Consider the following 23,357-nt stretch of genomic DNA (forward strand, 5'->3'; position numbering starts at 1 on the left):
GCAAAAGTAAGCAAAACGCTCTTGCCCCAACACTCGGCACCTCGCCTAGGCTCGGTGTGCCCGTAATCCGCCAGGTATTTGGGGGGCCGCCGCCACGCGCCATCCATGGCGCGGGGCGGCTAAACCGGCATCCCTGCCGGTTTACCCCCCAAATCCCTGTCGAATTCCGGCCAGCGTGTTTGATGGGGCGCCTGAGATCAACAGCAAGATCAAGATCAAGATCAGGAGCAAGAGCAAGAGCAAGAGCAAGAGCAAGAGCAAGAGCAAGAGCAAGAGCAAGAGCAAGAGCAACATCAAGAGCGGCTCGCTTCGCATCGTGGTGAGTGTTGGGGGTTACAACGTTGTGTAGATACCTATGCTGATCTACCGAGGTGCCTGCATCGCAGGCATGCCTGCTCCCAGATTCGAGCTGCCTTGGCCTGATAGACCTAGGGCGCCAGCCCTTCAACAATAATGATCTGCGCGTGTCCCGCGCCCTCGCGGTGTGCTTTCGCCTCCTGGTACTCCGCCGACTCGTAACACGCCACGGCCTGTTCGTAGCTATCAAACTCGATCACTACATTGCGCTGTCGTGCCGGCCCGCCTTCCAGCGCCACACTGCGCCCGCCCCTGGCCAGGAACCGCCCGCCAAACTTCGCAAACGCCGCCGGCGCGCGTTGGGTGTATTGCGTGTACTGCTCTGCATCGGACACATCCACGTGGGCAATCCAGTAGGCCTTCATCACGACATCCTCTTGTTGATTTTTGTGGTATACCATAATACATACAACCAACAGACCGAGCATCCCCAATGTCTTTCAACAGCATCGCAGACATCATCGAAGACTATCGCCAGGGCAAGATGGTGCTCCTGGTTGACGACGAAGATCGGGAAAACGAAGGCGACCTTTTGCTGCCTGCGGCGTGTTGCACCGCCGAGACTATCAGTTTCATGGCCCGCGAAGCCCGTGGCCTGATCTGCCTGACCCTGACCGATGAACATTGCCAGCGCCTGGGCCTGGAACAGATGGTGCCAAGCAACGGCAGTGTGTTCAGCACCGCGTTTACCGTGTCCATCGAAGCCGCCACCGGCGTGACCACCGGCATCTCCGCCGCCGACCGCGCGCGCACGGTGGCGGCAGCCGTGGCTATCAACGCCGGGCCTGCGGACATTGTGCAGCCAGGGCATATCTTCCCGTTGCGCGCCAAGGACGGCGGCGTGCTGACCCGAGCCGGCCACACCGAGGCTGGCTGCGACTTGGCACGCCTGGCCGGGCATGTACCGGCCTCAGTGATCGTCGAAGTGATGAACGACGACGGCACCATGGCCCGCCGACCTGAGCTTGAGGTGTTTGCGCGCAAGCACGGCATCAAGATCGGCACCATCGCCGACCTGATCCACTACCGCCTCAGCACCGAACGCACCGTGGTGCGCATCGGCGAACGTGACTTGCCCACGGTGCATGGCACCTTCCGCCTGATCACCTTCGAAGACCGCATCGACGGTGGCGTGCACATGGCGATGGTCATGGGCAACCTGCATCGCGATACGCCTGCGCTGGTCCGCGTGCATGTGATCGACCCGCTGCGCGACCTGGTTGGCGCCGACTACAGCGGCCCGTCCAACTGGACCCTGTGGGCGGCCTTGCAACGCGTCGCGGCAGAAGGCAGCGGCGTGGTAGTGGTGTTGGCCAATCATGAATCGTCCCAGGCATTGCTGGAGCGCGTGCCGCAGCTGACCCAGGCGCCACGCCAGTTCAATCGCTCGCAGTCGCGGATTTACTCGGAAGTGGGCACCGGTGCACAGATTCTCCAAGACCTCGGCGTGGGCCAGTTGCGCCACCTCGGCCCGCCGCTGAAATACGCGGGCTTGACCGGTTATGACCTGGAAGTCGTGGAGAGCATTCCGTTCGTTGAGTGACGTCGGCCAGATGGCCGGTATGGCAAAATGCTTGCGCAAAGTTTGGAATACCATAATATGATATCCCATAGGTTGAATGACCCTTCAAGGGTCATCCACACCGACTGCTCCCGATAGGCGGGCACTCAAAAGCCCCGCTCATAAACACAACAATGAGGGCGTAAAAATGGTGTTGAACACACGTATCAGCGCAGTCCTGTTCGCGGGTTTGCTGGCCACCGCCAGCCATGCCGCCATGGCGGCCGAAAGCGTCAACTTCGTGAGCTGGGGCGGTAGCACCCAGGACGCACAGAAGCAGGCGTGGGCCGACCCTTTCGGCAAGGCCAGCGGCATCACTGTGGTACAGGACGGCCCGACCGACTACGGCAAACTCAAGGCCATGGTCGAAAGCGGCAACGTGCAATGGGACGTGGTGGATGTGGAGGCTGATTTTGCCTTGCGCGCCGCCGCCGAAGGGCTGCTCGAACCCCTGGATTTCTCGGTGATCCAGCGCGACAAGATCGACCCGCGCTTCGTCTCCGACCATGGCGTAGGCTCGTTCTTCTTCTCCTTCGTGCTCGGCTACAACGAAGGCAAGCTGGGCGCCGGCAAGCCGCAGGACTGGGCCGCGCTGTTCGACACCAAGACCTACCCCGGCAAACGTGCGCTCTACAAATGGCCAAGCCCCGGCGTGCTCGAACTGGCATTGCTGGCCGACGGCGTCCCCGCCGACAAGCTCTACCCACTGGACCTGGATCGCGCCTTCAAGAAGCTCGACACCATCAAGAAAGACATCGTCTGGTGGGGCGGCGGCGCGCAGTCGCAACAACTGCTGGCCTCCGGTGAAGTCAGCATGGGCCAGTTCTGGAACGGCCGCATCCACGCCCTGCAGGAAGATGGCGCCCCCGTGGGCGTAAGCTGGAAGCAGAACCTGGTGATGGCCGACATCCTCGTGGTGCCCAAAGGCACCAAGAACAAGGCCGCCGCGATGAAGTTCCTGGCCAGTGCCAGCAGCGCCAAAGGCCAGGCCGACTTCTCTAACCTGACTGCTTATGCACCGGTGAACATCGACAGCGTACAGCGCCTGGATTCGGTCCTTGCGCCCAACCTGCCGACGGCGTATGTCAAGGACCAGATCACCCTCGATTTCGCCTACTGGGCCAAGAACGGCCCGGCCATTGCGACACGGTGGAATGAATGGCTAGTCAAATGAAAATGACGGCAACCACGCCGACCGGGAGCGCCCTCGGCGCTGCCGGCGCGGTTTCCCGCAACAGTCGGGCACCGTCCCTGGCGCAGCGCTGGCGGGGGTCGAGCAATCTGATCCCGGCCCTGTTGTTCCTCGGTCTGTTCTTCCTCGCACCATTGATCGGCCTGCTGCTGCGTGGCGTGCTGGAGCCGGTGCCGGGCCTGGGCAACTATGAACAACTGTTCGCCAACTCGGCGTACGCGCGCGTGCTGCTCAACACCTTTTCGGTGGCCGGCCTGGTGACGCTGTTCAGCCTGTTGCTGGGTTTCCCGCTGGCGTGGGTCATTACCTTGGTGCCACGTGGATGGGGGCGCTGGATCCTGAATATCGTGCTGCTGTCGATGTGGACCAGCCTGCTCGCCCGCACCTATTCCTGGCTGGTCTTGCTGCAAGCCTCCGGCGTGATCAACAAAGTGCTGATGGCGATGGGCATCATCGATCAACCGCTGGAAATGGTGCACAACCTTACCGGCGTGGTCATCGGCATGAGCTACATCATGATCCCGTTCATCGTGCTGCCGCTGCAGGCGACCATGCAGGCTATCGACCCGATGATCCTGCAAGCCGGCGCCATTTGTGGTGCCAGCCCGTGGACCAACTTCTTGCGCGTATTCCTGCCGCTGTGCCGGCCGGGGCTGTTCTCCGGCGGCTTGATGGTGTTCGTGATGTCGCTCGGTTACTACGTCACCCCGGCGTTGCTTGGCGGTGCGCAGAACATGATGCTGCCCGAGTTCATCATCCAGCAGGTGCAATCATTCCTCAACTGGGGCCTGGCCAGTGCCGGCGCGGCATTGCTGATTTTCATCACGCTGGTGCTGTTCTACTTCTACCTGAAGCTCCAGCCGGAATCCCCGGTTGGCGCCAGCAACGCGAGGTAAGCTGTCATGCTCCTGACTCCCAATGCCATGAGCCGCAGGATGCGCTTGGGCCTCTATACCACCACCGGCTTGATTGGTTTATTCCTGCTGTTGCCGATCGTGTTTATCGTGCTGCTGTCGTTCGGTTCATCCCAGTGGCTGGTGTTCCCGCCGCCGGGCTGGACGCTGAAATGGTACGGCCAGTTTTTCTCCAATGCCGACTGGATGAACGCGGCGATGGCCAGCCTCAAGGTGGCGGTGCTGACCACCGTGTTCGCCGTCGCGTTGGGCCTGCCCACCGCGTTTGCCCTGGTGCGTGGCCGCTTCCCCGGCCGCGAACTGCTCTATGGTCTGTTCACCTTGCCGATGATCGTGCCGCTGGTGATCATCGCCGTGGCGGTGTATGCGCTGTTCCTCAAGCTCGGCTACACCGGCACGATGTTCGCCTTTGTGGTCAGCCACGTGATCGTTGCGCTGCCGTTCACCATCATCTCGATCATCAATTCGCTGAAGCTGTTCGACCAATCGATTGAAGACGCGGCGGTCATCTGCGGCGCGTCACGTGTGCAGGCGGTGTTCAAGGTGACCTTTCCGGCAATACGCCCTGGCATGGTGGCCGGTGCCCTGTTCGCCTTCCTGGTCTCGTGGGACGAGGTGGTGCTCAGCGTGATGATGGCCAGCCCGACCCTGCAAACCCTTCCCGTAAAAATGTGGACCACCCTGCGCCAGGACCTGACGCCTGTGATCGCCGTCGCCTCGACGTTGTTGATCGGCCTGTCGGTGCTGGTCATGGTGATTGCCGCCGTCGCTCGTCGACGCACTGAAACCCGCGCTTGAGCGCCTAGGATTAAGACATGAGTGCAGTGATCAAAGACCCCGCCCAGCACCCAGACCAACCCCTGGTCAGCCTGCGCAACCTGAACAAGTACTACGGCGAATTCGCCGCCGTGGACAACCTCTCGCTGGACATCAAAGACGGTGAATTCCTCACCTTCCTCGGCTCCAGCGGCTCGGGCAAGAGCACCACCCTGTCGATGCTCGCCGGCTTCGAAACGCCAAGCAGCGGCGAAATCCTGGTAGGCGGCCAGTCGCTGGTCAATGTGCCGCCGCACAAGCGCGATATCGGCATGGTGTTCCAGCGTTACTCGCTGTTTCCGCACCTGTCGGTGCGCGACAACATCGCGTTCCCCCTGGCGATCCGCAAACTGGCCAGCGCCGAGCGTGAGAAGCGTGTCGACGCCATGCTCAAGCTGGTGCAGTTGGAACCGTTCGCCCACCGCCGCCCCTCGCAACTGTCTGGCGGCCAGCAGCAACGGGTCGCCATCGCCCGGGCACTGGTGTACGAACCGCGCATCCTGCTGATGGACGAACCTCTCGGCGCCCTCGACAAAAAACTGCGAGAAGACCTGCAGGACGAACTGCGCCAACTGCACCGACGCCTGGGCATCACCATCGTCTACGTGACCCACGACCAGGAAGAAGCCATGCGCCTGTCCCAGCGCATCGCGATTTTCAGCCACGGCAAGATCGTCGGCCTGGGCAGTGGGTTCGACCTGTACCAGAACCCGCCGAATGCGTTCGTCGCCTCGTTCCTCGGCAACTCCAACTTCCTCAAGCTCAAGGCCCAGGGCAATGCGGCGGCGTCGTTTGAAGGGCAGTCGTTGTCAATCCGCCTGACCAGCGGCCTGCACACCGAGCAGGAGGTGCTGCTGATGGTGCGCCCGGAAAAAGCCCTGGCGCTGAGCGCGGAACAGGCTGCTGAACAACCTTTGACGGCGGGCTGGAACGAAGTGTCGGCGATTGTGGGCGAAGTGCTGTTCCTCGGCGAAAGCCAGACCTGCACGGTGAAAACCCTCGGCGGTACCTCGATGACCGTCAAGGCGCTGTCTGCCGCCGGCATGCCGCTCAAGGCTGGCGACCCAGTGCGTGTACGCTGGGCCACGGCGGATGCGTGTGTGTATACCGAGTGGACGGAAAGCGATTTGAACAAGGCCGCCGGCGCTCATTGAGTCACCCTTGGGCCGCCACAACGTCGGGTTGTGGCGGCCTTTTTTTGCCTAAGTATCGCGTGCGTAAATCACACCCTCGATCCAGATGTCGATCCCGGTTAAACAGGTGGGAGCGGGCTTGCTCGCGAATGCAGTGTGTCAGCCCATACATCCAGTGACTGACACTCGGCATTCGCGAGCAAGCCCGCTCCCACTTTTGAATCGTGATAAATCAGACCAATAACGTTCAGCACACGATCAGTCGGAGTAGCCCAACCGCGCGGCCCTGACCTTCTGGATATGTGGACGTGTCGCCAGGCAGTAATAAAGCGGACACGTCACTACCAACCCCACTAGCCACGACAGGTCCGCGCCTTCCACCAGGTTGGCCCACGGCCCCACATACAGCGATGTATTGGCAAACGGCAGTTGCACGATAATGCCGATGAAATACGCGACGATCGCATGCAGGTTGAACCGCCCGTAAACCCCGCCATCCGCGCGGAAGATCGAGGCAATGTCGTAGGCGCCGCGCTTGATGATGTAGAAGTCGATCAGGTTGATCGACGCCCACGGCACCAGCACCAGCAACAGGGCGAGGATCAGGCCGATGAACTGCGAGATGAAGTCCGCCGACGTGCCCAGCGCGACCACGCAGCAACCGGCAAGGACCACGCCCGACAGCACCACGCGCACCTTGATGCTCGGCGTCCACTGGCTGGCGAAGGTCTGGATCGAGGTGATGATCGACAGCACCGCGCCATACAGATTCAGGGCGTTGTGGCTGATGATGTTGAGCAGGAACAGCACCATCAAAATCGGGCCGAGCCAGCCGGTGGCTTGCTTGACCGCGACCATGGCTTCGGTGCCCTCCGGCGTCGCCAGCGCTGCAACCAGGCCGAACGCGAAGGACAAGATGGTGCCCAGGGTCGCGCCCAGGTAGGTCGCGATAAACGGCCGGGTAATGCCGATATCTGCCGGCAGGTAGCGCGAGTAATCGCTGGTGTAGGGTGAGAAGCTGATCTGCCAGATCACGCCAAGCGACACCGTGGCTAGCCAGCCGGCGGCATTGAAGCCGCCACGGGTGAAGAAGTCTGCCGGCAGGTCATGGGCAAAGATGTAGATGAAGCCGGCCAGCAACGCGCTGCCCATCACCCAGGTGCCGATGCGGTTGAGGCTATGGATAAAGCGGTAGCCGATCACGCCGATGGCCGTGGCGCTGAGGGCGCCGATAAGGATACTCGCCGGCACCGGAACCGAAGGCACGATGCCAACGATGGACTTGCCCGCCAGCACGATGTTGGAAATGAAGAAACCGATGTAGATCAACGCCGCGAAGAACACAATCAGCAGCGCGCCATAACGGCCGAATTGCCCACGGCTCTGCACCATCTGCGGGATACCCATACGCGGGCCCTGGGCCGACGCGAGGGCAATCACGACGCCGCCGAGCATATGCCCGAGGGCAATCGCCAGCAGCCCCCACATCAGGTTGAGATGGAACACCTGGGCCACCATGGCACCGGTGACAATGGGCAGCGGTGCGATGTTGGTGCTGAACCATAAAGTGAACAGGTCGCGGGCCTTTCCATGGCGCTCTGCGGGAGGGACGTAATCGACCGTGTGATTCTCGATCAGGGGATCTTGCCGGGACATCTGGGGCATGGAAATGAACTCGCGTTTGTCTGATCTTATAGTTGTTTGACGCCATACCGGGGACGCTTCATGGCCGCCCCTCAGATGAAGACCATATTATGGTATTCCAACATTTTCACAAGACTGATCCGTAGTCCTGGCGCGCATCTGATCCGTAATTGTGCCACAGGCTTTCACCTCACCTCATGGCAAACCCCCCGTATTTATTGGTTATAAGACCAAAGGCTGACGTTCATCGGGTGGCTTAAAAAGCTGTTGCTTAGATTGTATTACGGTATACCATCAGACCTACAAACTTATAAAAACCGCTCTACCCTAAGAGGACCGTCCCATGATCGATGCCGCCATCTACAAACAAGTGATGGGTTCTTTTCCGTCCGGGGTCACCGTGATCACCACACTGGACGACGACGGCCAAGTCGTCGGGCTGACCGCCAGTGCCTTCAGCTCGCTGTCGATGGACCCGGCGCTGGTGCTGTTTTGCCCCAACTACAGCTCCGACTCGTACCCGGTGTTGATCAAGAACAAACGCTTTGCCATCCACGTGCTCTCCGGTGGGCAGCAGACCGAAGCCTACGCCTTCGCGCGCAAGGGCAAGGACAAGGCCCAGGGCATTGAATGGACCTTGAGCGAGCTGGGCAACCCGATCCTGGCCAATGCCACGGCAGTGATCGAGTGCGAGTTGTGGCGCGAATACGAAGGCGGCGACCACGCGATCATGGTCGGCTCGGTCAAGAACCTGATCGTGCCCCAGCAGAACGCCGGGCCACTGGTGTATTGCCACGGCAAGATGGGCGCCCTGCCCCTGCCGGCCTGATACCCCTATTTGAAGGCACCACACATCAAAATGTGGGAGCGGGCTTGCTCGCGAAGGCAGTCTTTCAGTCGATGCATTCAGTGACTGACACACCGCATTGGCGAGCAAGCCCGCTCTCACCTTTTTTGCATTTCAAATAAAAGCAAGCGGCGGTGGTCAGGTACGGAAACGACTGACCAACTGATTCAACGTCTGCGACAACGCCGTCAATTGCTGGGCATCCTGGCGCGTGGCATCGGCCAGGCTTGCCACCAATTGTGCGTCCCCGTGAATCTGGCTGATATGCCGATTGATGTCTTCAGCCACCTGATGCTGCTCTTCAGCGGCGGTGGCGATCTGGGTATTCATGTCACGGATCACGTCTACCGACTCCCGGATCAGGCCAAAGCTGGCCCGCGCCTCATTGATCGACACCACAGTTTCCTGGGACACCTCCAGGCTCGCGTGCATCTGCTTGCCCATCTGGTGAGTGCGGCGTGCTAGGTTGCCGAGCAGCCCGTCGATCTCGCCGGTGGAGTCTGACGTGCGCTTGGCCAGGCGCGCACCTCGTCCGCCACTACCGCGAAACCACGGCCCTGTTCGCCCGCCCGCGCGGCTTCGATGGCGGCGTTGAGCGCCAGCAGGTTGGTCTGTTCGGCGATGGAGCGGATGGTGCCGAGAATCGACTGGATGTCGTTGCTGTCTTTTTCCAACTGCTCCATGGCCTGGGCAGAATGGCCGATCTCTTCGCTCAAGCGCCCGACACTGCTCACCGCCGCGTCGATTTGCTGCTGCCCGGTATGGGCCTGACGCTGGCCGTTGTCGGCCGAGTCAGCCGCCTGGCTGCACGAGCGTGCGACCTCGTTGGAGGTGGCGACCATTTCATGAAACGCCGTGGAGACCATGTCCACCGCTTCGCGCTGGCGCTCGGCGACGTCGGCCATTTCCACCGACACGTCGGTGGCGCTGCCAGAGCTGCTATGGATCTGCCCGGCGGCCTGGCCGATGCGCTGGATCAACGTGCGTATAGCTTCGAGGAACTGGTTGAACCAGCCGGCGAGCTGCGCCGTCTCGTCGCGGCCTTTCACTGCCAGGCGCGCGGTCAGGTCACCTTCGCCCTGGGCGATGCTTTCCAGGCCACTGGCCACGCCGCGAATTGGCTTGACGATCAGCCCGGCAAACCACGCACCCGCCACCGCGAACAACACACCGCACACCAGTGCGATGCCCGCGATCAGCTAGGTCAGGCGTGCCGCGCCGGCCATCACCTCACTCTCGCGCACCAGCCCGACAAACCGCCAGCCCAAGGCCTTGGACGGCCAGACCAGGGCCATGTAGCGCTCACCCGCCAACTCGACCTGCACCAGGCCTTGGCCGGCCTCGCTCAACTGCCGATAGCCTTCACCCAGCTGGCCCAATTGCTTGAAATTGTGGGACGGGTCATGCGGGTCGACCAGCACGGTGTTGTTGGCTTCCATCAGCATCAGGTAGCCGCTTTCGCCCAGCTTGATCTGCTTGACCAGATCGGTCAGCTGCTTGAGGGAGACGTCGATGTTGACCACCCCGCTCGCCTTGCCCTGTTGATCATTGAAACTTTGCACGGTGCTGACCAGCACCACATCGTCGGCGGCCCAGTAATAGGCTTCGGTGCGCAGGGTCTTGCCCGGCTGCGCCATGGCCGTCTTGTACCAGGGCCGCGTGCGGGGGTCGTAGCTGGCAAGCTTGGGGTCGCCGGGCCAGAACACGTAGCCGCCGTCCTCGGTGCCCAGGGACAGGTAGGTATAGGCCGAATGACTCTTGGCCAGCCCCTCAAACAAGGTGAACAGTTGCTGGTCGCGTGCGCCGGGAGCGATTTGCGCGGCATCGCTGGCCAGGTAGCGTTTCACATCGGCATTGATCGCCTGTAACTGCGGATGCGCGGCCAGGTAAGCGACGTTCTGGCTGATCCCTTCGAAAAACAGCTGCATCGCGTTGTCGACCTGGCGAATCTCGCGCCCACTGCTGTCGACAAAGCCGTCCCGTGCCTCATGGCGCACATTGAGGATGATCAGCACAGCCACCAGCATCACCGGTAGGCTGGCAATCACCGCAAAGGCCAGGATTAGTTTTTGTTTTATGTTCATCGAGCTCGCCTTCCTTGTGAGGTGAGGGTGTAACCGTTGGAGAGAAAAGTTTTGCGGATATTCCGTATTATGGTATACCAACAATCAATCCGCCGAACAGCCGTCTTCACCGGCACGCTTCACCCAGGCGAGAGTACTTAAGGGCCCGCAGTCGACAGGCCGATCACAATAGATCCGAGGTAAGCGTCATGAAGTTTTCCCTGTTCGTACACATGGAACGTTGGGATGAGAGTGTGAGCCATCGCCAGTTGTTCGAAGACTTGACCGAACTGACCCTGATGGCTGAGGCCGGTGGCTTCAGCACCGTGTGGATTGGCGAACACCACGCCATGGAATACACCATCTCGCCAAGCCCGATGCCGCTTCTGGCTTACCTCGCGGCCAAGACCACCACCATTCACCTGGGCGCCGGTACCATCATCGCGCCGTTCTGGCACCCTCTGCGCGTGGCGGGCGAATGCGCCCTGCTCGACGTGATCAGCAACGGGCGCATGGAAGTCGGCCTGGCCCGAGGTGCCTACCAGGTTGAGTTCGACCGCATGGCCGGCGGCATGCCCGCCTCAAGCGGCGGCCAGGCGCTGCGCGAGATGGTGCCGGTGGTGCGCGCCCTGTGGAAAGGCGACTATGCCCACGACGGCGATATCTGGAAATTCCCCACCTCCACCAGCGTACCCAAGCCGATCCAGCAGCCCAACCCGCCGATGTGGATCGCCGCCCGCGACCCCGACTCCCACAACTTCGCAGTGGCCAACGGCTGCAACGTGATGGTCACCCCGCTGATGAAGGGCGACGAAGAAGTCCTCGACCTGAAAAACAAATTCCAGGCCGCCCTCGACAACAACCCCGACGTGCCGCGCCCACAATTGATGGTGCTGCGCCACACCCACGTGCACGCAGTCGATGACCCCGAAGGCTGGAAAGTCGGGGCCAAGGCGATCTCGAAGTTCTATCGCACCTTCGATGCCTGGTTCGGTAACAAAACCGTGCCCGTCAACGGCTTCCTTGATCCAAGCCCGGAAGAGAAATTCGTCGGGCGCCCCGAATTCGAACTGGAAAGCCTGCACAAGACCGCGATGATCGGTACACCGGAAGAAATCATCCCGCGCATCCAGTACTACCAGGAACTGGGCGTCGACGAGTTCAGCTTCTGGTGTGATAACAGCCTGCCCCACGCCGAGAAGAAAAAATCCCTGGAGCTGTTTATCAAGCACGTGGTGCCCGCGTTCCGTTAAGCGTGCGGTGAAGTGCACGGCGGCCAACTGTGCACTCAGCCAATGTGTAGATCGAAGCGCTGCGGGCACGGCGTGACGCCTTGGTGGATACCAGGCGCGCTCGGCAGCGTTTTCCTTCCGGCTTTTTCAGCCGGCAATTCTCTAGATTTGCGAAAGACCGCCATCGACCATCAGCTCAACGCCGTTGACATATTTGGCATCGGCGGACGCCAGGAACAGGGCTGAACTAGCGATCTCTTCTGGTTGGGCCATGTAGCCCAAAGGGGTGATCTGCTCGACGTATTGGCGAAGCGCGTCGATCTCGGTTTCGCTCATTTTCAAACCGTTATCCATCAGCGGGGTGCGGGTGAAGCCAGGGCTCAACACATTCGCGCGAATCTTGCGGCCTTTGAGTTCATTCGCCCAAGTGCGTGCAAAGGATCGCACTGCTGCCTTGGACGCGTTATAGAGACTCAGCCCCTCCATACCGTTGCTGGAGCAGATGGAAGCCGTCAAGACCACTGACGAGCCGTCTTTCATCAACGGCAAGAGCGTTTGGACCGTGAAGAAGACCCCCTTCACGTTAATGTCGAAAATGCTGTAGTACATGGCCTCTTGGGTCTCGCCCAGCGGATTTTTTTCACAGATACCCGCGTTGGCAAATACCGCGTCCAACTGATCACCCTGCGCCTCGATTGTCGCCCTGAGGCCATCAAGATCGGACTGACGTGATACATCGGAAAGGACCGCAACCGCCTTGTCGCCCAACGTGGCGACCGCTGCCTCGAGCGTGCCTAATGAACGTCCGGTGATGTAAACGCGCCTTGCCCCCTCGGCAATCAACGCCTGCGCAATCGCAAATCCGATCCCGGTGGAAGCGCCCGTCACAACGGCAACTTGATCACTGAATTTACCTGACATACCTGACTCCTCGGCGGTGGTTGTGTGGATCATTGACATAACAATGGCCCTATTGTGGGAGTCATTCGGGGTGAGCGGCACTGCCATAACTGAACGCCGGACGTACATATTTGTGCGGCGAAATCCGGCGATGAATCGTTTAGTTTTGAACCCGATCGGCTCTGGGAATGCCCCGAAATCCAAGAGATTGTGCCGATGAGTCATTCAAACAGCCCGAGGCGCCCTCAAGTGATGCTGGACGCCGTGGATGCCTGATCGGGTACACGCTGCGTCTGCCCGATGGGTGTTCAGGCCTCTAATAAATTTGGGAACCCTACGGTCTCAAACAGGACACCCCTTATGTCTCAGATCGAAGTGATGCCAGTCGAACGGCGACGCTGGTTTATGTTCGCAATCCTGTTGGTCGGCGCTTTTCTGCCACCTCTGGACTTCTTCATCGTCAATGTCGCACTACCGTCTATTCAAGAGGAGTTAGGCACCTCCTCCTCCGCCGAACAGCTGGTCATTTCGTCATATGCCGCGCTCTATGCCGTCACGTTGATCACCGGCGGACGACTCGGCGATCTTTACGGTCGCGGGCGGATGTTTTTCCTCGGCTTGATAGGTTTCGCGGCAGCTTCGCTGATATGCGGGCTGGCCTCTTCGCCTTGGGTTTTGATCAGCGGTCGTGCGCTACAAGGCATCACGGCCGCGGTGATGGCGCCCCAGGCGCTCGCTTCGGTGCAGGCGATTTTCCCGGAATCCGAAAAGCCCTTGGCGCTCAGCCTCTATGGGGCTGTCTTTGGTCTGGCGTCGGTGATCGGCCAGGCTCTGGGCGGAATCTTGATTTCGCTCAATCTGATGGGCATGGGGTGGCGGGCGATTTTTCTAGTGAATCTGCCGATTGCACTGCTGGTCATTCTGTTTGGCATCCCCGCACTGAGGGAAACGCGTGCCCGCCATGCGAGCAAGCTGGATCTGGGCGGCACGGCGCTATCGATGATGACGCTGGGCGCGCTGATCGTGCCATTGATCGAAGGGCGTGAAGCGGGTTGGCCTCTGTGGTCATGGCTTTCAATTGCTGCCGCGCCGTTGCTGGCCTGGTTGTTCTGGCAATACGAAACGCGTTTGCGCCTGGCCGGTGGCGCACCGTTGCTCGACCCGGCCGCGCTGCGGGCGCCGGGGCTGGGTCGAGCACTGCTGGTTGCCCTGTCCTTCTACTCGATCGGTGTGTTTTTCTTGTTGTTTTCGATGTATTTGCAGAGCGCACTGCATGCAACCGCACTCAGCGCGGGGCTGATCTTCCTGCCATTCGGCACGGGATTTCTGCTTGGGCCGTTGTCGACTTCGCAAGGCAGGCGCTTGTTAGGCGCTTACGTAAATTGCGCAGGCATGGGATTGGAGGTCGTCGGGTTGCTGGCCTTGACCTGGCTTGTCTTGGGGACACCGACCGGCGTCACTCCGCCATCCCTGCTGCTTGCGGTGATCCTGTTTGTGATCGGCTTCCGGCAAGGGCTCGCCATGCCAACATTGATGCGAATGGTCACCGGGCGCGTGGCGCCGGCCTACTCCGGCATGATTGCAGGTATTACCAGTTCCACGTTGCAAGTCAGTACGTCGCTGAGCGTCGCGTTGATCGGCGGTATTTTCTATACCTTGCTAGGCGCGCACACAGACGCGGCGGCCATCACTCACGCCTTCACCGTGTCCATACTGTGTATTGCCGCGTGCCTGGCCCTGGGCGCGGGACTGAGCGTCACCCTGGCGCGCCAGCCTGCGCCCATACCGGATGCATCAAGGGTGCGCCCAAGCTGAGTGGACCGGCCCACCCCTCACTCGGAGCCGATCATGCTGGACGCTAGGTCGGCGAGCGCGCGCAGCCTGTCCATCTGCCGCATGTCCTGGTGATACCCCATCCAGATATCACGGCCCGGTGGCGGCTCATCCGGATCAAGCAGCTTGAGTGCAGGCACCTGGTCGCCAAGCGAACGCGGCAGCACTGCCACGCCGAAGCCTTGTGCACACATCTGGGCCTGAACCGTGCGGCTGCTGCTGGTGAACACGGTCCGGGCAAGCGGATAACGCTGCTGCAACCATTGCACATCCGGGTAGTGGGCTTGGGCGATGTTCATGGTGATCAAACCCAGGCCTTCACCCTGGGGCTTCGGTACAGGTAATCCAACGGCCGAATACAGGCCGTAGGGCATGGTTGTCAGCTTGCGGTGAACGATGTCGGGTTCTGTGAAGGGGACGATACGAAAAGCGATATCCGCATCGCGGCGAGACAGGTCAAATAGCCGATGCCCGGCGATAACCTCAGGGACGATCAAAGGGTAACGTCGCGCCAACTCGCTCAGGACCGGGGACAGGACGTAACAGGCAAACCAGTCCGCAGATGAAATCCGCAACAGACCTTCAGGCTGGGCACTGTCACCCGCCATGCGCCGCTCGATGGCCAGCGCACTGTGCTCCATCTCTTGCGCCAGGCTGAGGATCTTTTCACCACTGTCGGTCAGTACCAACCCTTGGGCAGTCCGAAGAAAAAACGGCTGCCCACTGCCCTGTTCAAGTACCTGCAAGCGTCGCCCCACTGTCGGGTGGCTGACACCCAACTGTTTGGCAGCACCGCCCAAAGAGCCGCTGCGGGCAATCGCCAGGAAGACCCGCATGTCACTCCAGTCCATCCCTCACCTCGTACAAACATGAACGATGAGAGTGCAACATTGACCCTCCCGTAGCAATCCCCTCGCCCACATACTCAGCGGCCTGGATGCTCGCCCGAGCCGAAAAGCGGGGACCCGCATGAATATCGGCTTAATCGGGACGGGAAGCCTGGGCAAAGCCATCATCCCGCTGCTCATCGTAGAAAAGGCCAAATCGCAGGCAAAAAAAAGCCACTCGTTAGAGTGGCTTTTTCTTTGTATTTGGAGCGGGAAACGAGACTCGAACTCGCGACCCCGACCTTGGCAAGGTCGTGCTCTACCAACTGAGCTATTCCCGCGTCTTGGTGATGCGCATTCTATAGAATTATCAGAACCCGTCAACCCCTTGATTCAAAAAAGTTTTATTTCTTTTCAACGGTGGTGCGCAGATGCGGCCAGGCGGCGCGCAGATACTGGAGCATGGACCACAGCGTCAGGCCCGCAGCAATGAGCAGCAAGGCGTAGCCCAGCAGGACCCAGAAGGTGAAGTCCGACGGGTTGGCCAACAGGATAACCAGCGCAAGCATTTGCGCAGCGGTTTTCCATTTGCCCATATTGGAGACGGCGACGTGAGCGCGGGCACCGATTTCGGCCATCCATTCGCGCAGGGCCGAGACCACGATCTCGCGGCCGATGATCACGGCGGCCGGCAGGGTCAGCCACAGGTTGCCATGTTCTTGCACCAGCAGGACCAGGGCGACGGCGACCATGAGTTTGTCGGCCACCGGGTCGAGGAACGCGCCGAACGGCGTGCTCTGTTCCAGGCGGCGGGCCAGGTAACCGTCGAGCCAGTCGGTGGCGGCCGCGAAGGCAAACACCGAACTGGAGGCCGCGTAGCTCCATTCATACGGCAAATAGAACAACAGGATAAAAATCGGAATAAGCAGGACGCGTAGAACGGTGATCAGATTAGGGATATTCATCGGCACAACTGGCTACGAGGTGGAAAGGCATTCTATTCGCTATGCAGATTCGCATAAATCAACTCAGCGAGCTTTTTACTGATACCGGGTGCTTTGGCTATTTCGTCAATGCTGGCACGGGACAGCTCCTGCAAGCCACCAAAATGTTTAAGCAAGTCGCGACGCCGTGTCGGCCCAACCCCCGCCACCCCTTCCAGGGTTGAGGTTCGCCGGGTTTTGCCACGCCGGGCGCGGTGGCCGGTAATTGCGAAACGGTGGGCTTCGTCGCGGATCTGCTGGATCAGGTGCAGCGCGGGTGAGTCACCCTTCAAGGTGAACTCATGGGCGGCATCATTCAAGTACAACGTCTCGAAACCAGCCTTGCGCGTGGCGCCCTTGGCCACGCCGAGCAGGATCAAGTCGGGCACCGCCAGCTCGTTGAGCACATCGCGGGCCATGGACAACTGACCCTTGCCGCCGTCGACCAGCAGGATATCCGGCAACTTGCCCTCGCCGTCCTTCAACTTGCTGAAACGCCGGGTCAAGGCCTGGTGCATGGCCGCGTAGTCATCGCCGGCGGTGACGCCTTCGATGTTATAGCGCCGGTAATCGGATTTGATCGGCCCTTCCGGGCCGAATACCACGCAGGAGGCCACCGTGGCCTCGCCGCTGGAGTGGCTGATGTCATAGCACTCCAGGCGCTGCGGCGGTTCGTCCAGGTTGAGGATTTCGGCCAAGGCATCGAAGCGTGCAGCGACGTGCTGTCGATTGGCCAGCCTCGCGCCCAGGGCCTGCTCGGCATTGGTCACCGCCAGTTGCTGCCAACGCGCGCGGGTGCCGCGTACGCGGTGGCTGATGTCCAGCTCGCGGCCGCGCAGTTCGTGGATCGCCTCGATCAGCGTGGGGAAGTCTTCATGCACCACATTGACGATCAGTTCCGACGGCAGGTCGCGCTCGGGGCTGCTGACGTAGTACTGCCCAAGGAAGGCCGCCATGACTTCGGCCACTTCCTCATCGATACCGGTCTGCGGAAAGAAGTTCTTGCTGCCCAGTACCCGCCCGCCCCGCACGCTGATCAGGTGCACGCAGGCGCCGCCCGGATTGACGAAGGCCGCGATGACATCCACGTCACCGCTGCCGCCTTCCATGCTCTGCTGATCCTGCACACGGCGCAGCAGCGAGATCTGGTCACGCAGCTCAGCGGCGCGCTCGAAGTCCAGGGTGCTGGCGGCCTGCTCCATGGCGCCGGAAAGCTCGTCGGTGAGGGCATTGCTGCGCCCTTCGAGGAACATCACCGAATGGCGTACATCCTCGGCATACTCGGCCGGCTCGACCAGGCCGACGCACGGGGCCTTGCAGCGCTTGATCTGGTATTGCAGGCACGGCCGCGTGCGGTTCTTGTAGAAGCTGTCTTCGCACTGGCGGACAAAAAAGGTTTTTTGCAGCAGGCTCAGGCTTTCGCGGATCGCGCCGGCGCTCGGATAGGGGCCGAAGTACTTGCCCTTCTGCTTCTTTGCGCCCCGGTGAATGCTCAGGCGTGGGAAGTTGCCGTCGGACAAAAACACGTACGGGTAGGATTTATCGTCGCGCAGCAGAATATTGTAGGGCGGCCGCCATTCCTTGATCAGCGTCTGCTCGAGCAGCAGCGCTTCGGTTTCATTGGCGGTAATGGTGGTTTCGACCTGGGCGATGCGCGCCACCAGCGCCGCGGTCTTGGGCGCCAGACCGCTCTTGCGAAAGTAGCTCGCCAGGCGGTTTTTCAGGTTCTTGGCTTTGCCGACATAGAGCAGGCGTGCCTCGCTGTCGAACATGCGGTACACGCCGGGGCGGCCACTGCAGGTCGAGAGGAAGGCACTTGGATCAAACGGTGTGGTCATGTCAGGCGCTGGCGTCCACCATGCCGTGGCGCACTGCGAGCAGGGTCAATTCAACATCACTGCTGATGGCGAGCTTCTCGAAAATGCGATAGCGGTAGGTGTTGACGGTCTTGGGCGACAGGCACAGCTTGTCGGAGATCGTCTGCACCTTCTGGCAACCGACGATCATCAAGGCGATCTGGATTTCCCGCTCCGACAGCGCATCGAATGGCGAGTCGCTGACGGGCTGGAAAGATTTGATGGCCAATTGCTGGGCAATCTGCGGACTGATGTAACGCTGGCCGGCAAACACCAGGCGGATGGCTTGCACCATCTCGGCCAGGCCTGCACCTTTGGTCAGGTAACCGGCTGCGCCCGCCTGCAACAGGCGAGTCGGGAACGGGTCTTCTTCACACACGGTCACCACCACGACTTTGATGTCCGGATGGCTGCGCAACAATTTGGTCGTGGCGCCAAGACCGCCGATACCAGGCATCTTGACGTCCATCAGCACCACATCGGGTTTCAACTCCCGGGCCTTGATCAGGGACTCTTCACCCGATTCGGCCTGGCCGACTACTTGCAGGCCATCGATGTCAGCCAGCATTCGTGTAATGCCTGTACGAACGAGATCATGGTCATCGACTACTAGCACCCTAATCAAGCAGACACCTCGCGATATGGTCTTATAGGTTGCTGAACACCTTAGCAAAAAACCAAGGCGCAGACCTAGCTGCAAGCGTCATATATATAGCGTTTGAACACACAGTGGCCGCCCACCAAGGGGTGAACGGCTGTATTTGTTGGGCAGCGGGTCAGGAATCCTGGGGCTGCGGCTTGGTTTTCCCGTTCTGCAAAACGGAGTGCTCGGCCAGAGTTGACGTCAAGCGGCGGATCGCAGCCTGGTCTTCCTTGAACATTGCGCGGTAGTCACCCAGTACCTTTTCTTCGATCTGGCTGAGGTTTTCCAGCTGGATCGGCGTAGTCACACCGGTCAGCACGTACAACACATCTACTCCCTTTTCGGCCACACGCGACAAGTAGTCAGCCTTGGGTGCTCGCCCTCCGCTTTCGTATTTACCTTGCGCGTTGGCTTCAACGCCTCCTATTTCACCAAATACTTTTTGCGACAGGCCAAGTCGCTCTCTCTCTTGCCTCAAACGCGAACCGATTCCACTCATTTGGATGTATGATCCTATTTGGCACACCCCAAGAGGTGACACCCTCATCTCATTGTTAAACGAACTTGAACGGTTTTGAACTATGCCCGGAATCCGTACTGCTGCACAAGCCAAGGCCTGGCTGGAACATCAAGGCAAGTCAGTCCAAGCGTTCACTCGTGAACATGGCGTTGATCCGGCAACCACCTATCAAGTGCTCGCTGGGCGCAAAAAGGGACGGCGTGGAGAAGCCCACAAGGTGGCGGTCCTGTTGGGCATGAAAGAAGGGATCATCCTTGCTGAGGCCGATAGCCAGCACAACGCTCAGGAAGTCATTTCCTGAAGCCAGTATGCGCTTATTAGCGTCAGATGCATGGTTTAGCTTGAATGGCAGACGCGCTCCATGCGCCAGAAGCAGTCTTCCTCACCGACAATGCTCAACCCGCAGCGCTGATAGAGCCTCCTCGCCGGATTGGTCTTGAACACGGTCAGGCGCAACAAGCCCAGGGCCTGGGCCTTGATTGCCATCTGCTCCAACACCCAACTGCCCGCGCCCAGCCCTCGACAGGCCTCGAGCATATGCAACTCGCGGATATAGAGCGCTCGGCTGTCGCGGCTCAAACTGATAAAGCCCATCACCCCATCCTCGTTGCAGACCAGCCAGTTCTCGCGGCCCGCCCAGGCGACGTCGAAGCCATCGTTGGACCACACCAGGCCGTACTGCCGGTAGTAACGGCTCATGGCTGCAAAGGTCAGGCTTCGTGCAAACGGCAGGTCCTGGTCTGTAGCCGCGCGCAGATGGAACACCATTCAGACGGCAACCACTTGACCGGCCCACTGCCCGCCCTGGCGACGGGCAATCACCAGCGCCTCGCCGACACCAGAGACAGCGGCGAGTAAACCGCCGTCAGCCGTCCAGATAGCGCTGCGACCGGCGCACACATAACCACCGGATGGGCCACCATGGTTAGCCATCAACACCAGCAGGCCATGCTCGGCCGCATAGCCCTGGAGCAACGCGCTGTCTGTGGCGTAGCCGCCCTCGCTGATCAACACGCCGGCGGCGTAAACCGTGGCGCCGGCCTCAGCCGCGAGACGCGGATGGCTGGCATGGGTGAAGTCCGCGCACACCGCCAGCGCAATTCGGTCGCTCCCCCGTTCCAGGGCCGCGCCGCCCTGCCCCGCGACAAATGCCAGTTCTTCGCCAGGATGCAAATACTGTTTGGTGTAGACCGCCACGGAGCCATCCGCGGCCAACACCAGCGCACCGATCAACACTCCCCCTTCAGGCGCCAGGCGGATGGGCATCCCCACCACCGCCGTCAGCCGCAGTTCCCGCGCCATGTCCCGCAGTGGCGTCAACACAGGGTCGTCAGGCGCAATCGCCAAGCCTGCCGCCAATGACGGTTCGTACCCGGTCAACGACAGCTCCGGAAACACCAGCACTTGCACGCCATGGCCGGCAGCCGCTTGCATGAATGCCAGGTGGCGTTCGATATTGGCCGGCAGATCGCCCGCGATGGAAAGGGTTTGAGCAGCAGCAAGGGTCAGGGCAGTCATGGTCGCGTCCAAGCATCATCAAGTGCCTACAAGCATATCTCGCCCCATAGCGGTTGGGGTCGGTGCGCGATAGAAATTACTGATTGAATCCTCCTGCATGCCTCTAGTAAGCTCCCCCCATCATTTGGAGACCTACCATGTTGCAACTCACCCACACTCAGGTTTGCCCTGCTGCCAGCGCCTCGCGCTCGGTGTCGGCTACCCGTGTGAGCGGTTCGAGCGCAGCGGTAAGCTTTTATTTTGGGTATTGGTTTAGCCACTGGCGCGCCTGATACCTGAAATCGGCGCCCACTACTTAAGGGGTCGCCTACCAGAGAAATCTAAACCCCCGGTCGGCTCCCCGATCGGGGGTTTTGTTTTTTCAGGCCTCTATCAATTTTGCAGAACACTTTAAAGGACACACGACATGAACTACGCCACCTATTACCGCTACGACACCTCCACCGCATGGCGATTTAGCCAGCTCCGCTCGGGACAGCCTGCCGCCTCCGATCGGTCACCTATTGGTGGCAAGCCAACACACGTAGCCAACACGGCCAATTGTCGAACACCCCAGTAGGGCAAAGCGCGCGGGAACTGCCCGCCGCTTGCCCAGGAAGCCTTGAATATGAACTCTGCCACCGCCGCTCTGCCCGTTTCTGCCCTCACCAGTGCCAATGAAGCCCTGACCCAGCGTCTGCCCAGCTCCCTGGATGTAAAGCTCAAGCTGCCGCTCAGCCCCTTCCTCAACGAACAAGTCCACGCCCATCGCCACGCCGTGCGCGCCATCCTCAATGGCGAAGATTCGCGTTTGCTGGTGATCGTCGGCCCGTGCTCGATCCACGACCCGGAATCGGCCATGGAATACGCACGCAACCTGAGGAAGCTCGCGCTGGAAGTCAGCGACCAGATGCTGCTGGTGATCCGTGCCTACGTCGAAAAACCGCGCACCACCATCGGCTGGAAAGGCCTGGCCTACGACCCGCACCTGGATGGCAGCGATGACATGGCCGCCGGCATCACGCTGTCCCGCGAACTGATGCGAGAAATGCTGCGCCTGGGTCTGCCGGTCGCCACTGAACTGTTGCAACCGATGGCCGCCGGCTACTTCGATGACTTGCTCAGCTGGGTCGCGATTGGTGCGCGCACCACCGAATCGCAGATCCACCGCGAGATGGCCAGCGGCCTGGGCATGCCCGTGGGCTTCAAGAACGGCACCGACGGCGGCGTGGCGATTGCCTGCGACGCGATGCGCTCGGCCTCTCACCCGCACCGCCATTTCGGCGTCGACAGCCAGGGCCACCCGGCGATTATCCAGACCCCGGGCAACCCCGACACGCACCTGGTACTGCGCGGCGGTCATCGTGGGCCGAACTACGATGCGCAGAACGTAGCGCAGGTGAAGCACGACCTGGCCAAGTCCAAGGTGGCGGCGCGGATCATGGTCGATTGCAGCCACGCCAACAGCGGCAAGGACCCGTTGCGTCAACCGGCGGTGTTCAACGAAGTACTGGAACAACGCCTTAAGGGCGACACCTCGCTGATCGGCATGATGCTCGAAAGCCACCTGTTCGAAGGCTGCCAGCCGCTGAGCGCGTCGATGAAATACGGCGTGTCCGTGACCGACGGCTGCCTGGGCTGGGACGGCACCGAGCAATTGCTGCGCAGTGCGGCCGAGCGTTTGCGCCAACAACACAAAACCAACTGATTGGTCGAGATCGAAATGTGGGAGCCGGCCCGCCTGCGATGGCGCAGTGTCAGGCTACAAAACTGTAGCTGATGTACTGTTATCGCAGGCAAGCCAGCTCCCACATTTGATCAGTGTTTGGCTCACGACAGGGGATACAGCGCCTCATCAAACTGCTCAAGCTTCGGAAACACCAAGGGCTGTTCATCCGCCAGCCCTTGCAACCGCTGCGCATACCCCACCAGGAACTCCTGTCGCGCTTCAGCACTGATATACGGCACATGCCACGCCACGTACGGTGCCAGTACGTCATAGCCCACATACGCCAGCGTTCCGCGCAGAATCGGCCGTAACATATCCTCGAGCGGCCCGTGGATCGCGCCCTCACCAAACATGTGCTCGCGTCCGCCCAGGGTCACCGTGACCAGCGCACGCTTGCCCGCCAGCCCACCCTGATCGTAAAAGCGCTTGCCGCCGTAACACACCCCCGACACCAGCACCCGGTCGATCCAGCCCTTGAGCATCGCCGGCGCCGAGAACCAGAAGATCGGAAAGTTGAGGATCAACAGATCAGCCCACAGCAGCTTGTCCAATTCGCCCTGGATGTCCGCCGCGATCGACTGCTTTTTCACCCCCAGGCGCTGCTCCAGGGCATACACCAGGTAGTCGGGATTTTCCCGCGACGAAAAGTCCGCCGCCGACGCCACCGGGTTCCACTGCATGGCGTACAAATCACTGACCTGAACCTCATGCCCCTGGCGCTCCAGCGTGGCGACCGCCTGGTCGCGCAAGGCAGCGGTAAACGACTGCGGCTCAGGGTGGGCGTGAACAATCAAAACCTTCATACAAATT

At 60.6% G+C, this 23,357-nt stretch carries 24 protein-coding genes, 1 tRNA gene and 2 pseudogenes; 11 read left to right on the forward strand and 16 right to left on the reverse strand.

The features are described from left to right. Positions 1-175: 175 nt before the first annotated feature. Positions 176-349 carry a hypothetical protein gene (locus KUA23_RS18790; RefSeq protein ID WP_252992621.1) on the forward strand — a complete coding sequence of 58 codons (174 nt, stop codon included), beginning with the start codon at positions 176-178 and terminating at the stop codon, positions 347-349. A gap of 79 nt (positions 350-428) precedes the next feature. On the opposite strand, the gene KUA23_RS18795 is transcribed toward KUA23_RS18790, so the two are convergent. After that, positions 429-722, reverse strand: coding sequence for a DUF1330 domain-containing protein (locus tag KUA23_RS18795; RefSeq protein WP_078049161.1), 294 nt, complete (start codon positions 720-722; stop codon positions 429-431). Between the two features lie 68 nt (positions 723-790). Between KUA23_RS18795 and ribBA the strand changes: the two genes are divergently transcribed. From ribBA to KUA23_RS18820, 5 genes are all read left to right on the forward strand, one after another. Beyond that, positions 791-1,900, forward strand: a complete 1,110-nt coding sequence (gene ribBA / locus KUA23_RS18800) for a bifunctional 3,4-dihydroxy-2-butanone-4-phosphate synthase/GTP cyclohydrolase II (RefSeq protein ID WP_252992622.1) — start codon at positions 791-793, stop codon at positions 1,898-1,900. 166 nt (positions 1,901-2,066) lie between these two features. Then, a complete protein-coding gene (locus KUA23_RS18805; protein ID WP_252992623.1) occupies positions 2,067-3,092 on the forward strand; it encodes an ABC transporter substrate-binding protein in 1,026 nt (341 codons plus the stop codon). Beyond that, positions 3,089-4,006, forward strand: coding sequence for an ABC transporter permease (locus KUA23_RS18810; protein WP_252992624.1), 918 nt, complete (start codon positions 3,089-3,091; stop codon positions 4,004-4,006). Before KUA23_RS18805 ends, KUA23_RS18810 begins: the two co-directional genes overlap by 4 nt. Positions 4,007-4,012: 6 nt before the next feature. Further along, a complete protein-coding gene (locus KUA23_RS18815) occupies positions 4,013-4,822 on the forward strand; it encodes an ABC transporter permease (protein ID WP_078049170.1) in 810 nt (269 codons plus the stop codon). A 17-nt stretch (positions 4,823-4,839) separates the two neighbouring features. Further along, a complete protein-coding gene (locus tag KUA23_RS18820) occupies positions 4,840-5,994 on the forward strand; it encodes an ABC transporter ATP-binding protein (RefSeq protein WP_078049171.1) in 1,155 nt (384 codons plus the stop codon). Positions 5,995-6,231: 237 nt separating this feature from the next. Here the strand turns inward: KUA23_RS18820 and KUA23_RS18825 are convergent, their stop codons facing one another. Then, positions 6,232-7,638, reverse strand: coding sequence for a purine-cytosine permease family protein (locus KUA23_RS18825; RefSeq protein ID WP_252992625.1), 1,407 nt, complete (start codon positions 7,636-7,638; stop codon positions 6,232-6,234). Positions 7,639-7,960: 322 nt separating this feature from the next. On the opposite strand from KUA23_RS18825, the gene KUA23_RS18830 reads away from it, so the two are divergent. Then, the gene (locus KUA23_RS18830) at positions 7,961-8,446 is read left to right on the forward strand and encodes a flavin reductase family protein (RefSeq protein ID WP_252992626.1); all 486 of its coding nucleotides are present in this window, start codon (positions 7,961-7,963) and stop codon (positions 8,444-8,446) included. Positions 8,447-8,602: 156 nt separating this feature from the next. Here KUA23_RS18830 and KUA23_RS30420 read toward each other — a convergent pair whose 3' ends face one another. From KUA23_RS30420 to KUA23_RS30435, 4 genes and pseudogenes are all read right to left on the reverse strand, one after another. Then, on the reverse strand, positions 8,603-8,896 hold the full coding sequence (locus tag KUA23_RS30420; protein WP_428847471.1) for a hypothetical protein: 294 nt from the start codon (positions 8,894-8,896) through the stop codon (positions 8,603-8,605). Between the two features lie 50 nt (positions 8,897-8,946). Next, a pseudogene (locus KUA23_RS30425) lies at positions 8,947-9,369 on the reverse strand (methyl-accepting chemotaxis protein); the annotation flags it as partial. Positions 9,370-9,507: 138 nt separating this feature from the next. Then, positions 9,508-9,642, reverse strand: a pseudogene (locus KUA23_RS30430) (hypothetical protein); the annotation flags it as partial. Between the two features lie 21 nt (positions 9,643-9,663). Further along, positions 9,664-10,548 carry a cache domain-containing protein gene (locus KUA23_RS30435; protein WP_428847317.1) on the reverse strand — a complete coding sequence of 295 codons (885 nt, stop codon included), beginning with the start codon at positions 10,546-10,548 and terminating at the stop codon, positions 9,664-9,666. 188 nt (positions 10,549-10,736) lie between these two features. On the opposite strand from KUA23_RS30435, the gene KUA23_RS18840 reads away from it, so the two are divergent. Beyond that, the gene (locus KUA23_RS18840) at positions 10,737-11,780 is read left to right on the forward strand and encodes an LLM class flavin-dependent oxidoreductase (protein ID WP_099492788.1); all 1,044 of its coding nucleotides are present in this window, start codon (positions 10,737-10,739) and stop codon (positions 11,778-11,780) included. A 141-nt stretch (positions 11,781-11,921) separates the two neighbouring features. Here the strand turns inward: KUA23_RS18840 and KUA23_RS18845 are convergent, their stop codons facing one another. Further along, positions 11,922-12,680, reverse strand: a complete 759-nt coding sequence (locus KUA23_RS18845) for an SDR family NAD(P)-dependent oxidoreductase (protein ID WP_252992627.1) — start codon at positions 12,678-12,680, stop codon at positions 11,922-11,924. A 339-nt stretch (positions 12,681-13,019) separates the two neighbouring features. On the opposite strand from KUA23_RS18845, the gene KUA23_RS18850 reads away from it, so the two are divergent. Then, entirely contained in the window at positions 13,020-14,474 is a 1,455-nt protein-coding gene (locus KUA23_RS18850; protein WP_252992628.1) for an MFS transporter, read from the forward strand. A gap of 17 nt (positions 14,475-14,491) precedes the next feature. On the opposite strand, the gene KUA23_RS18855 is transcribed toward KUA23_RS18850, so the two are convergent. From KUA23_RS18855 to KUA23_RS18880, 6 genes are all read right to left on the reverse strand, one after another. Continuing rightward, on the reverse strand, positions 14,492-15,343 hold the full coding sequence (locus KUA23_RS18855; RefSeq protein WP_078049177.1) for a LysR family transcriptional regulator: 852 nt from the start codon (positions 15,341-15,343) through the stop codon (positions 14,492-14,494). A 241-nt stretch (positions 15,344-15,584) separates the two neighbouring features. Next, positions 15,585-15,660: transfer RNA gene (locus tag KUA23_RS18860), tRNA-Gly, on the reverse strand. 63 nt (positions 15,661-15,723) lie between these two features. Continuing rightward, a complete protein-coding gene (gene pgsA, locus KUA23_RS18865) occupies positions 15,724-16,284 on the reverse strand; it encodes a CDP-diacylglycerol--glycerol-3-phosphate 3-phosphatidyltransferase (protein WP_099492790.1) in 561 nt (186 codons plus the stop codon). A gap of 32 nt (positions 16,285-16,316) precedes the next feature. Beyond that, positions 16,317-18,140 carry an excinuclease ABC subunit UvrC gene (gene uvrC, locus KUA23_RS18870; protein ID WP_099492791.1) on the reverse strand — a complete coding sequence of 608 codons (1,824 nt, stop codon included), beginning with the start codon at positions 18,138-18,140 and terminating at the stop codon, positions 16,317-16,319. 1 nt (position 18,141) lies between these two features. Further along, positions 18,142-18,783: a response regulator transcription factor GacA gene (gene gacA, locus KUA23_RS18875; protein WP_032886613.1), complete on the reverse strand. Its 642-nt coding sequence runs from the start codon at positions 18,781-18,783 to the stop codon at positions 18,142-18,144. Positions 18,784-18,934: 151 nt separating this feature from the next. Beyond that, a complete protein-coding gene (locus KUA23_RS18880; protein ID WP_078049180.1) occupies positions 18,935-19,300 on the reverse strand; it encodes a helix-turn-helix domain-containing protein in 366 nt (121 codons plus the stop codon). Positions 19,301-19,382: 82 nt separating this feature from the next. Between KUA23_RS18880 and KUA23_RS18885 the strand changes: the two genes are divergently transcribed. Further along, positions 19,383-19,622 (forward strand): DNA-binding protein, encoded by a 240-nt coding sequence (locus tag KUA23_RS18885; protein ID WP_252992629.1) that lies wholly within the window; start codon positions 19,383-19,385, stop codon positions 19,620-19,622. A 35-nt stretch (positions 19,623-19,657) separates the two neighbouring features. Here the strand turns inward: KUA23_RS18885 and KUA23_RS18890 are convergent, their stop codons facing one another. Together KUA23_RS18890 and KUA23_RS18895 are read right to left on the reverse strand one after the other, a co-directional pair. Next, positions 19,658-20,089 carry a GNAT family N-acetyltransferase gene (locus KUA23_RS18890; RefSeq protein ID WP_252992630.1) on the reverse strand — a complete coding sequence of 144 codons (432 nt, stop codon included), beginning with the start codon at positions 20,087-20,089 and terminating at the stop codon, positions 19,658-19,660. Continuing rightward, entirely contained in the window at positions 20,090-20,839 is a 750-nt protein-coding gene (locus KUA23_RS18895) for a carbon-nitrogen hydrolase family protein (protein WP_252992631.1), read from the reverse strand. 607 nt (positions 20,840-21,446) lie between these two features. Between KUA23_RS18895 and KUA23_RS18900 the strand changes: the two genes are divergently transcribed. Continuing rightward, positions 21,447-22,526 (forward strand): 3-deoxy-7-phosphoheptulonate synthase, encoded by a 1,080-nt coding sequence (locus KUA23_RS18900; protein WP_252992632.1) that lies wholly within the window; start codon positions 21,447-21,449, stop codon positions 22,524-22,526. 122 nt (positions 22,527-22,648) lie between these two features. On the opposite strand, the gene KUA23_RS18905 is transcribed toward KUA23_RS18900, so the two are convergent. Further along, complete coding sequence (locus tag KUA23_RS18905; RefSeq protein WP_099492796.1) at positions 22,649-23,350, reverse strand: NAD(P)H-dependent oxidoreductase; 702 nt, start codon at positions 23,348-23,350, stop codon at positions 22,649-22,651. Between the last annotated feature and the right edge of the window lie 7 nt (positions 23,351-23,357).

Source organism: Pseudomonas pergaminensis, from assembly GCF_024112395.2.
Lineage (GTDB): Bacteria > Pseudomonadota > Gammaproteobacteria > Pseudomonadales > Pseudomonadaceae > Aquipseudomonas > Aquipseudomonas pergaminensis.

What these genes read in the sequence shown, in the direction of transcription:
- KUA23_RS18845 (WP_252992627.1), bottom strand. Translation starts at nt 12,680, where the DNA reads ATGTCAGGTAAATTCAGTGATCAAGTTGCCGTTGTGACGGGCGCTTCC.
- ribBA (WP_252992622.1), top strand. Translation starts at nt 791, where the DNA reads ATGTCTTTCAACAGCATCGCAGACATCATCGAAGACTATCGCCAGGGC.
- KUA23_RS18815 (WP_078049170.1), top strand. Translation starts at nt 4,013, where the DNA reads ATGCTCCTGACTCCCAATGCCATGAGCCGCAGGATGCGCTTGGGCCTC.
- KUA23_RS18795 (WP_078049161.1), bottom strand. Translation starts at nt 722, where the DNA reads ATGAAGGCCTACTGGATTGCCCACGTGGATGTGTCCGATGCAGAGCAG.
- KUA23_RS18830 (WP_252992626.1), top strand. Translation starts at nt 7,961, where the DNA reads ATGATCGATGCCGCCATCTACAAACAAGTGATGGGTTCTTTTCCGTCC.
- KUA23_RS30420 (WP_428847471.1), bottom strand. Translation starts at nt 8,896, where the DNA reads ATGCACGCGAGCCTGGAGGTGTCCCAGGAAACTGTGGTGTCGATCAAT.
- KUA23_RS18900 (WP_252992632.1), top strand. Translation starts at nt 21,447, where the DNA reads ATGAACTCTGCCACCGCCGCTCTGCCCGTTTCTGCCCTCACCAGTGCC.
- KUA23_RS18810 (WP_252992624.1), top strand. Translation starts at nt 3,089, where the DNA reads ATGAAAATGACGGCAACCACGCCGACCGGGAGCGCCCTCGGCGCTGCC.
- pgsA (WP_099492790.1), bottom strand. Translation starts at nt 16,284, where the DNA reads ATGAATATCCCTAATCTGATCACCGTTCTACGCGTCCTGCTTATTCCG.
- KUA23_RS18895 (WP_252992631.1), bottom strand. Translation starts at nt 20,839, where the DNA reads ATGACTGCCCTGACCCTTGCTGCTGCTCAAACCCTTTCCATCGCGGGC.
- KUA23_RS30435 (WP_428847317.1), bottom strand. Translation starts at nt 10,548, where the DNA reads ATGAACATAAAACAAAAACTAATCCTGGCCTTTGCGGTGATTGCCAGC.
- KUA23_RS18885 (WP_252992629.1), top strand. Translation starts at nt 19,383, where the DNA reads ATGCCCGGAATCCGTACTGCTGCACAAGCCAAGGCCTGGCTGGAACAT.
- KUA23_RS18840 (WP_099492788.1), top strand. Translation starts at nt 10,737, where the DNA reads ATGAAGTTTTCCCTGTTCGTACACATGGAACGTTGGGATGAGAGTGTG.
- KUA23_RS18820 (WP_078049171.1), top strand. Translation starts at nt 4,840, where the DNA reads ATGAGTGCAGTGATCAAAGACCCCGCCCAGCACCCAGACCAACCCCTG.
- uvrC (WP_099492791.1), bottom strand. Translation starts at nt 18,140, where the DNA reads ATGACCACACCGTTTGATCCAAGTGCCTTCCTCTCGACCTGCAGTGGC.
- KUA23_RS18855 (WP_078049177.1), bottom strand. Translation starts at nt 15,343, where the DNA reads ATGGACTGGAGTGACATGCGGGTCTTCCTGGCGATTGCCCGCAGCGGC.
- KUA23_RS18890 (WP_252992630.1), bottom strand. Translation starts at nt 20,089, where the DNA reads ATGGTGTTCCATCTGCGCGCGGCTACAGACCAGGACCTGCCGTTTGCA.
- KUA23_RS18805 (WP_252992623.1), top strand. Translation starts at nt 2,067, where the DNA reads ATGGTGTTGAACACACGTATCAGCGCAGTCCTGTTCGCGGGTTTGCTG.
- KUA23_RS18905 (WP_099492796.1), bottom strand. Translation starts at nt 23,350, where the DNA reads ATGAAGGTTTTGATTGTTCACGCCCACCCTGAGCCGCAGTCGTTTACC.
- KUA23_RS18880 (WP_078049180.1), bottom strand. Translation starts at nt 19,300, where the DNA reads ATGAGTGGAATCGGTTCGCGTTTGAGGCAAGAGAGAGAGCGACTTGGC.
- KUA23_RS18850 (WP_252992628.1), top strand. Translation starts at nt 13,020, where the DNA reads ATGTCTCAGATCGAAGTGATGCCAGTCGAACGGCGACGCTGGTTTATG.
- KUA23_RS18825 (WP_252992625.1), bottom strand. Translation starts at nt 7,638, where the DNA reads ATGCCCCAGATGTCCCGGCAAGATCCCCTGATCGAGAATCACACGGTC.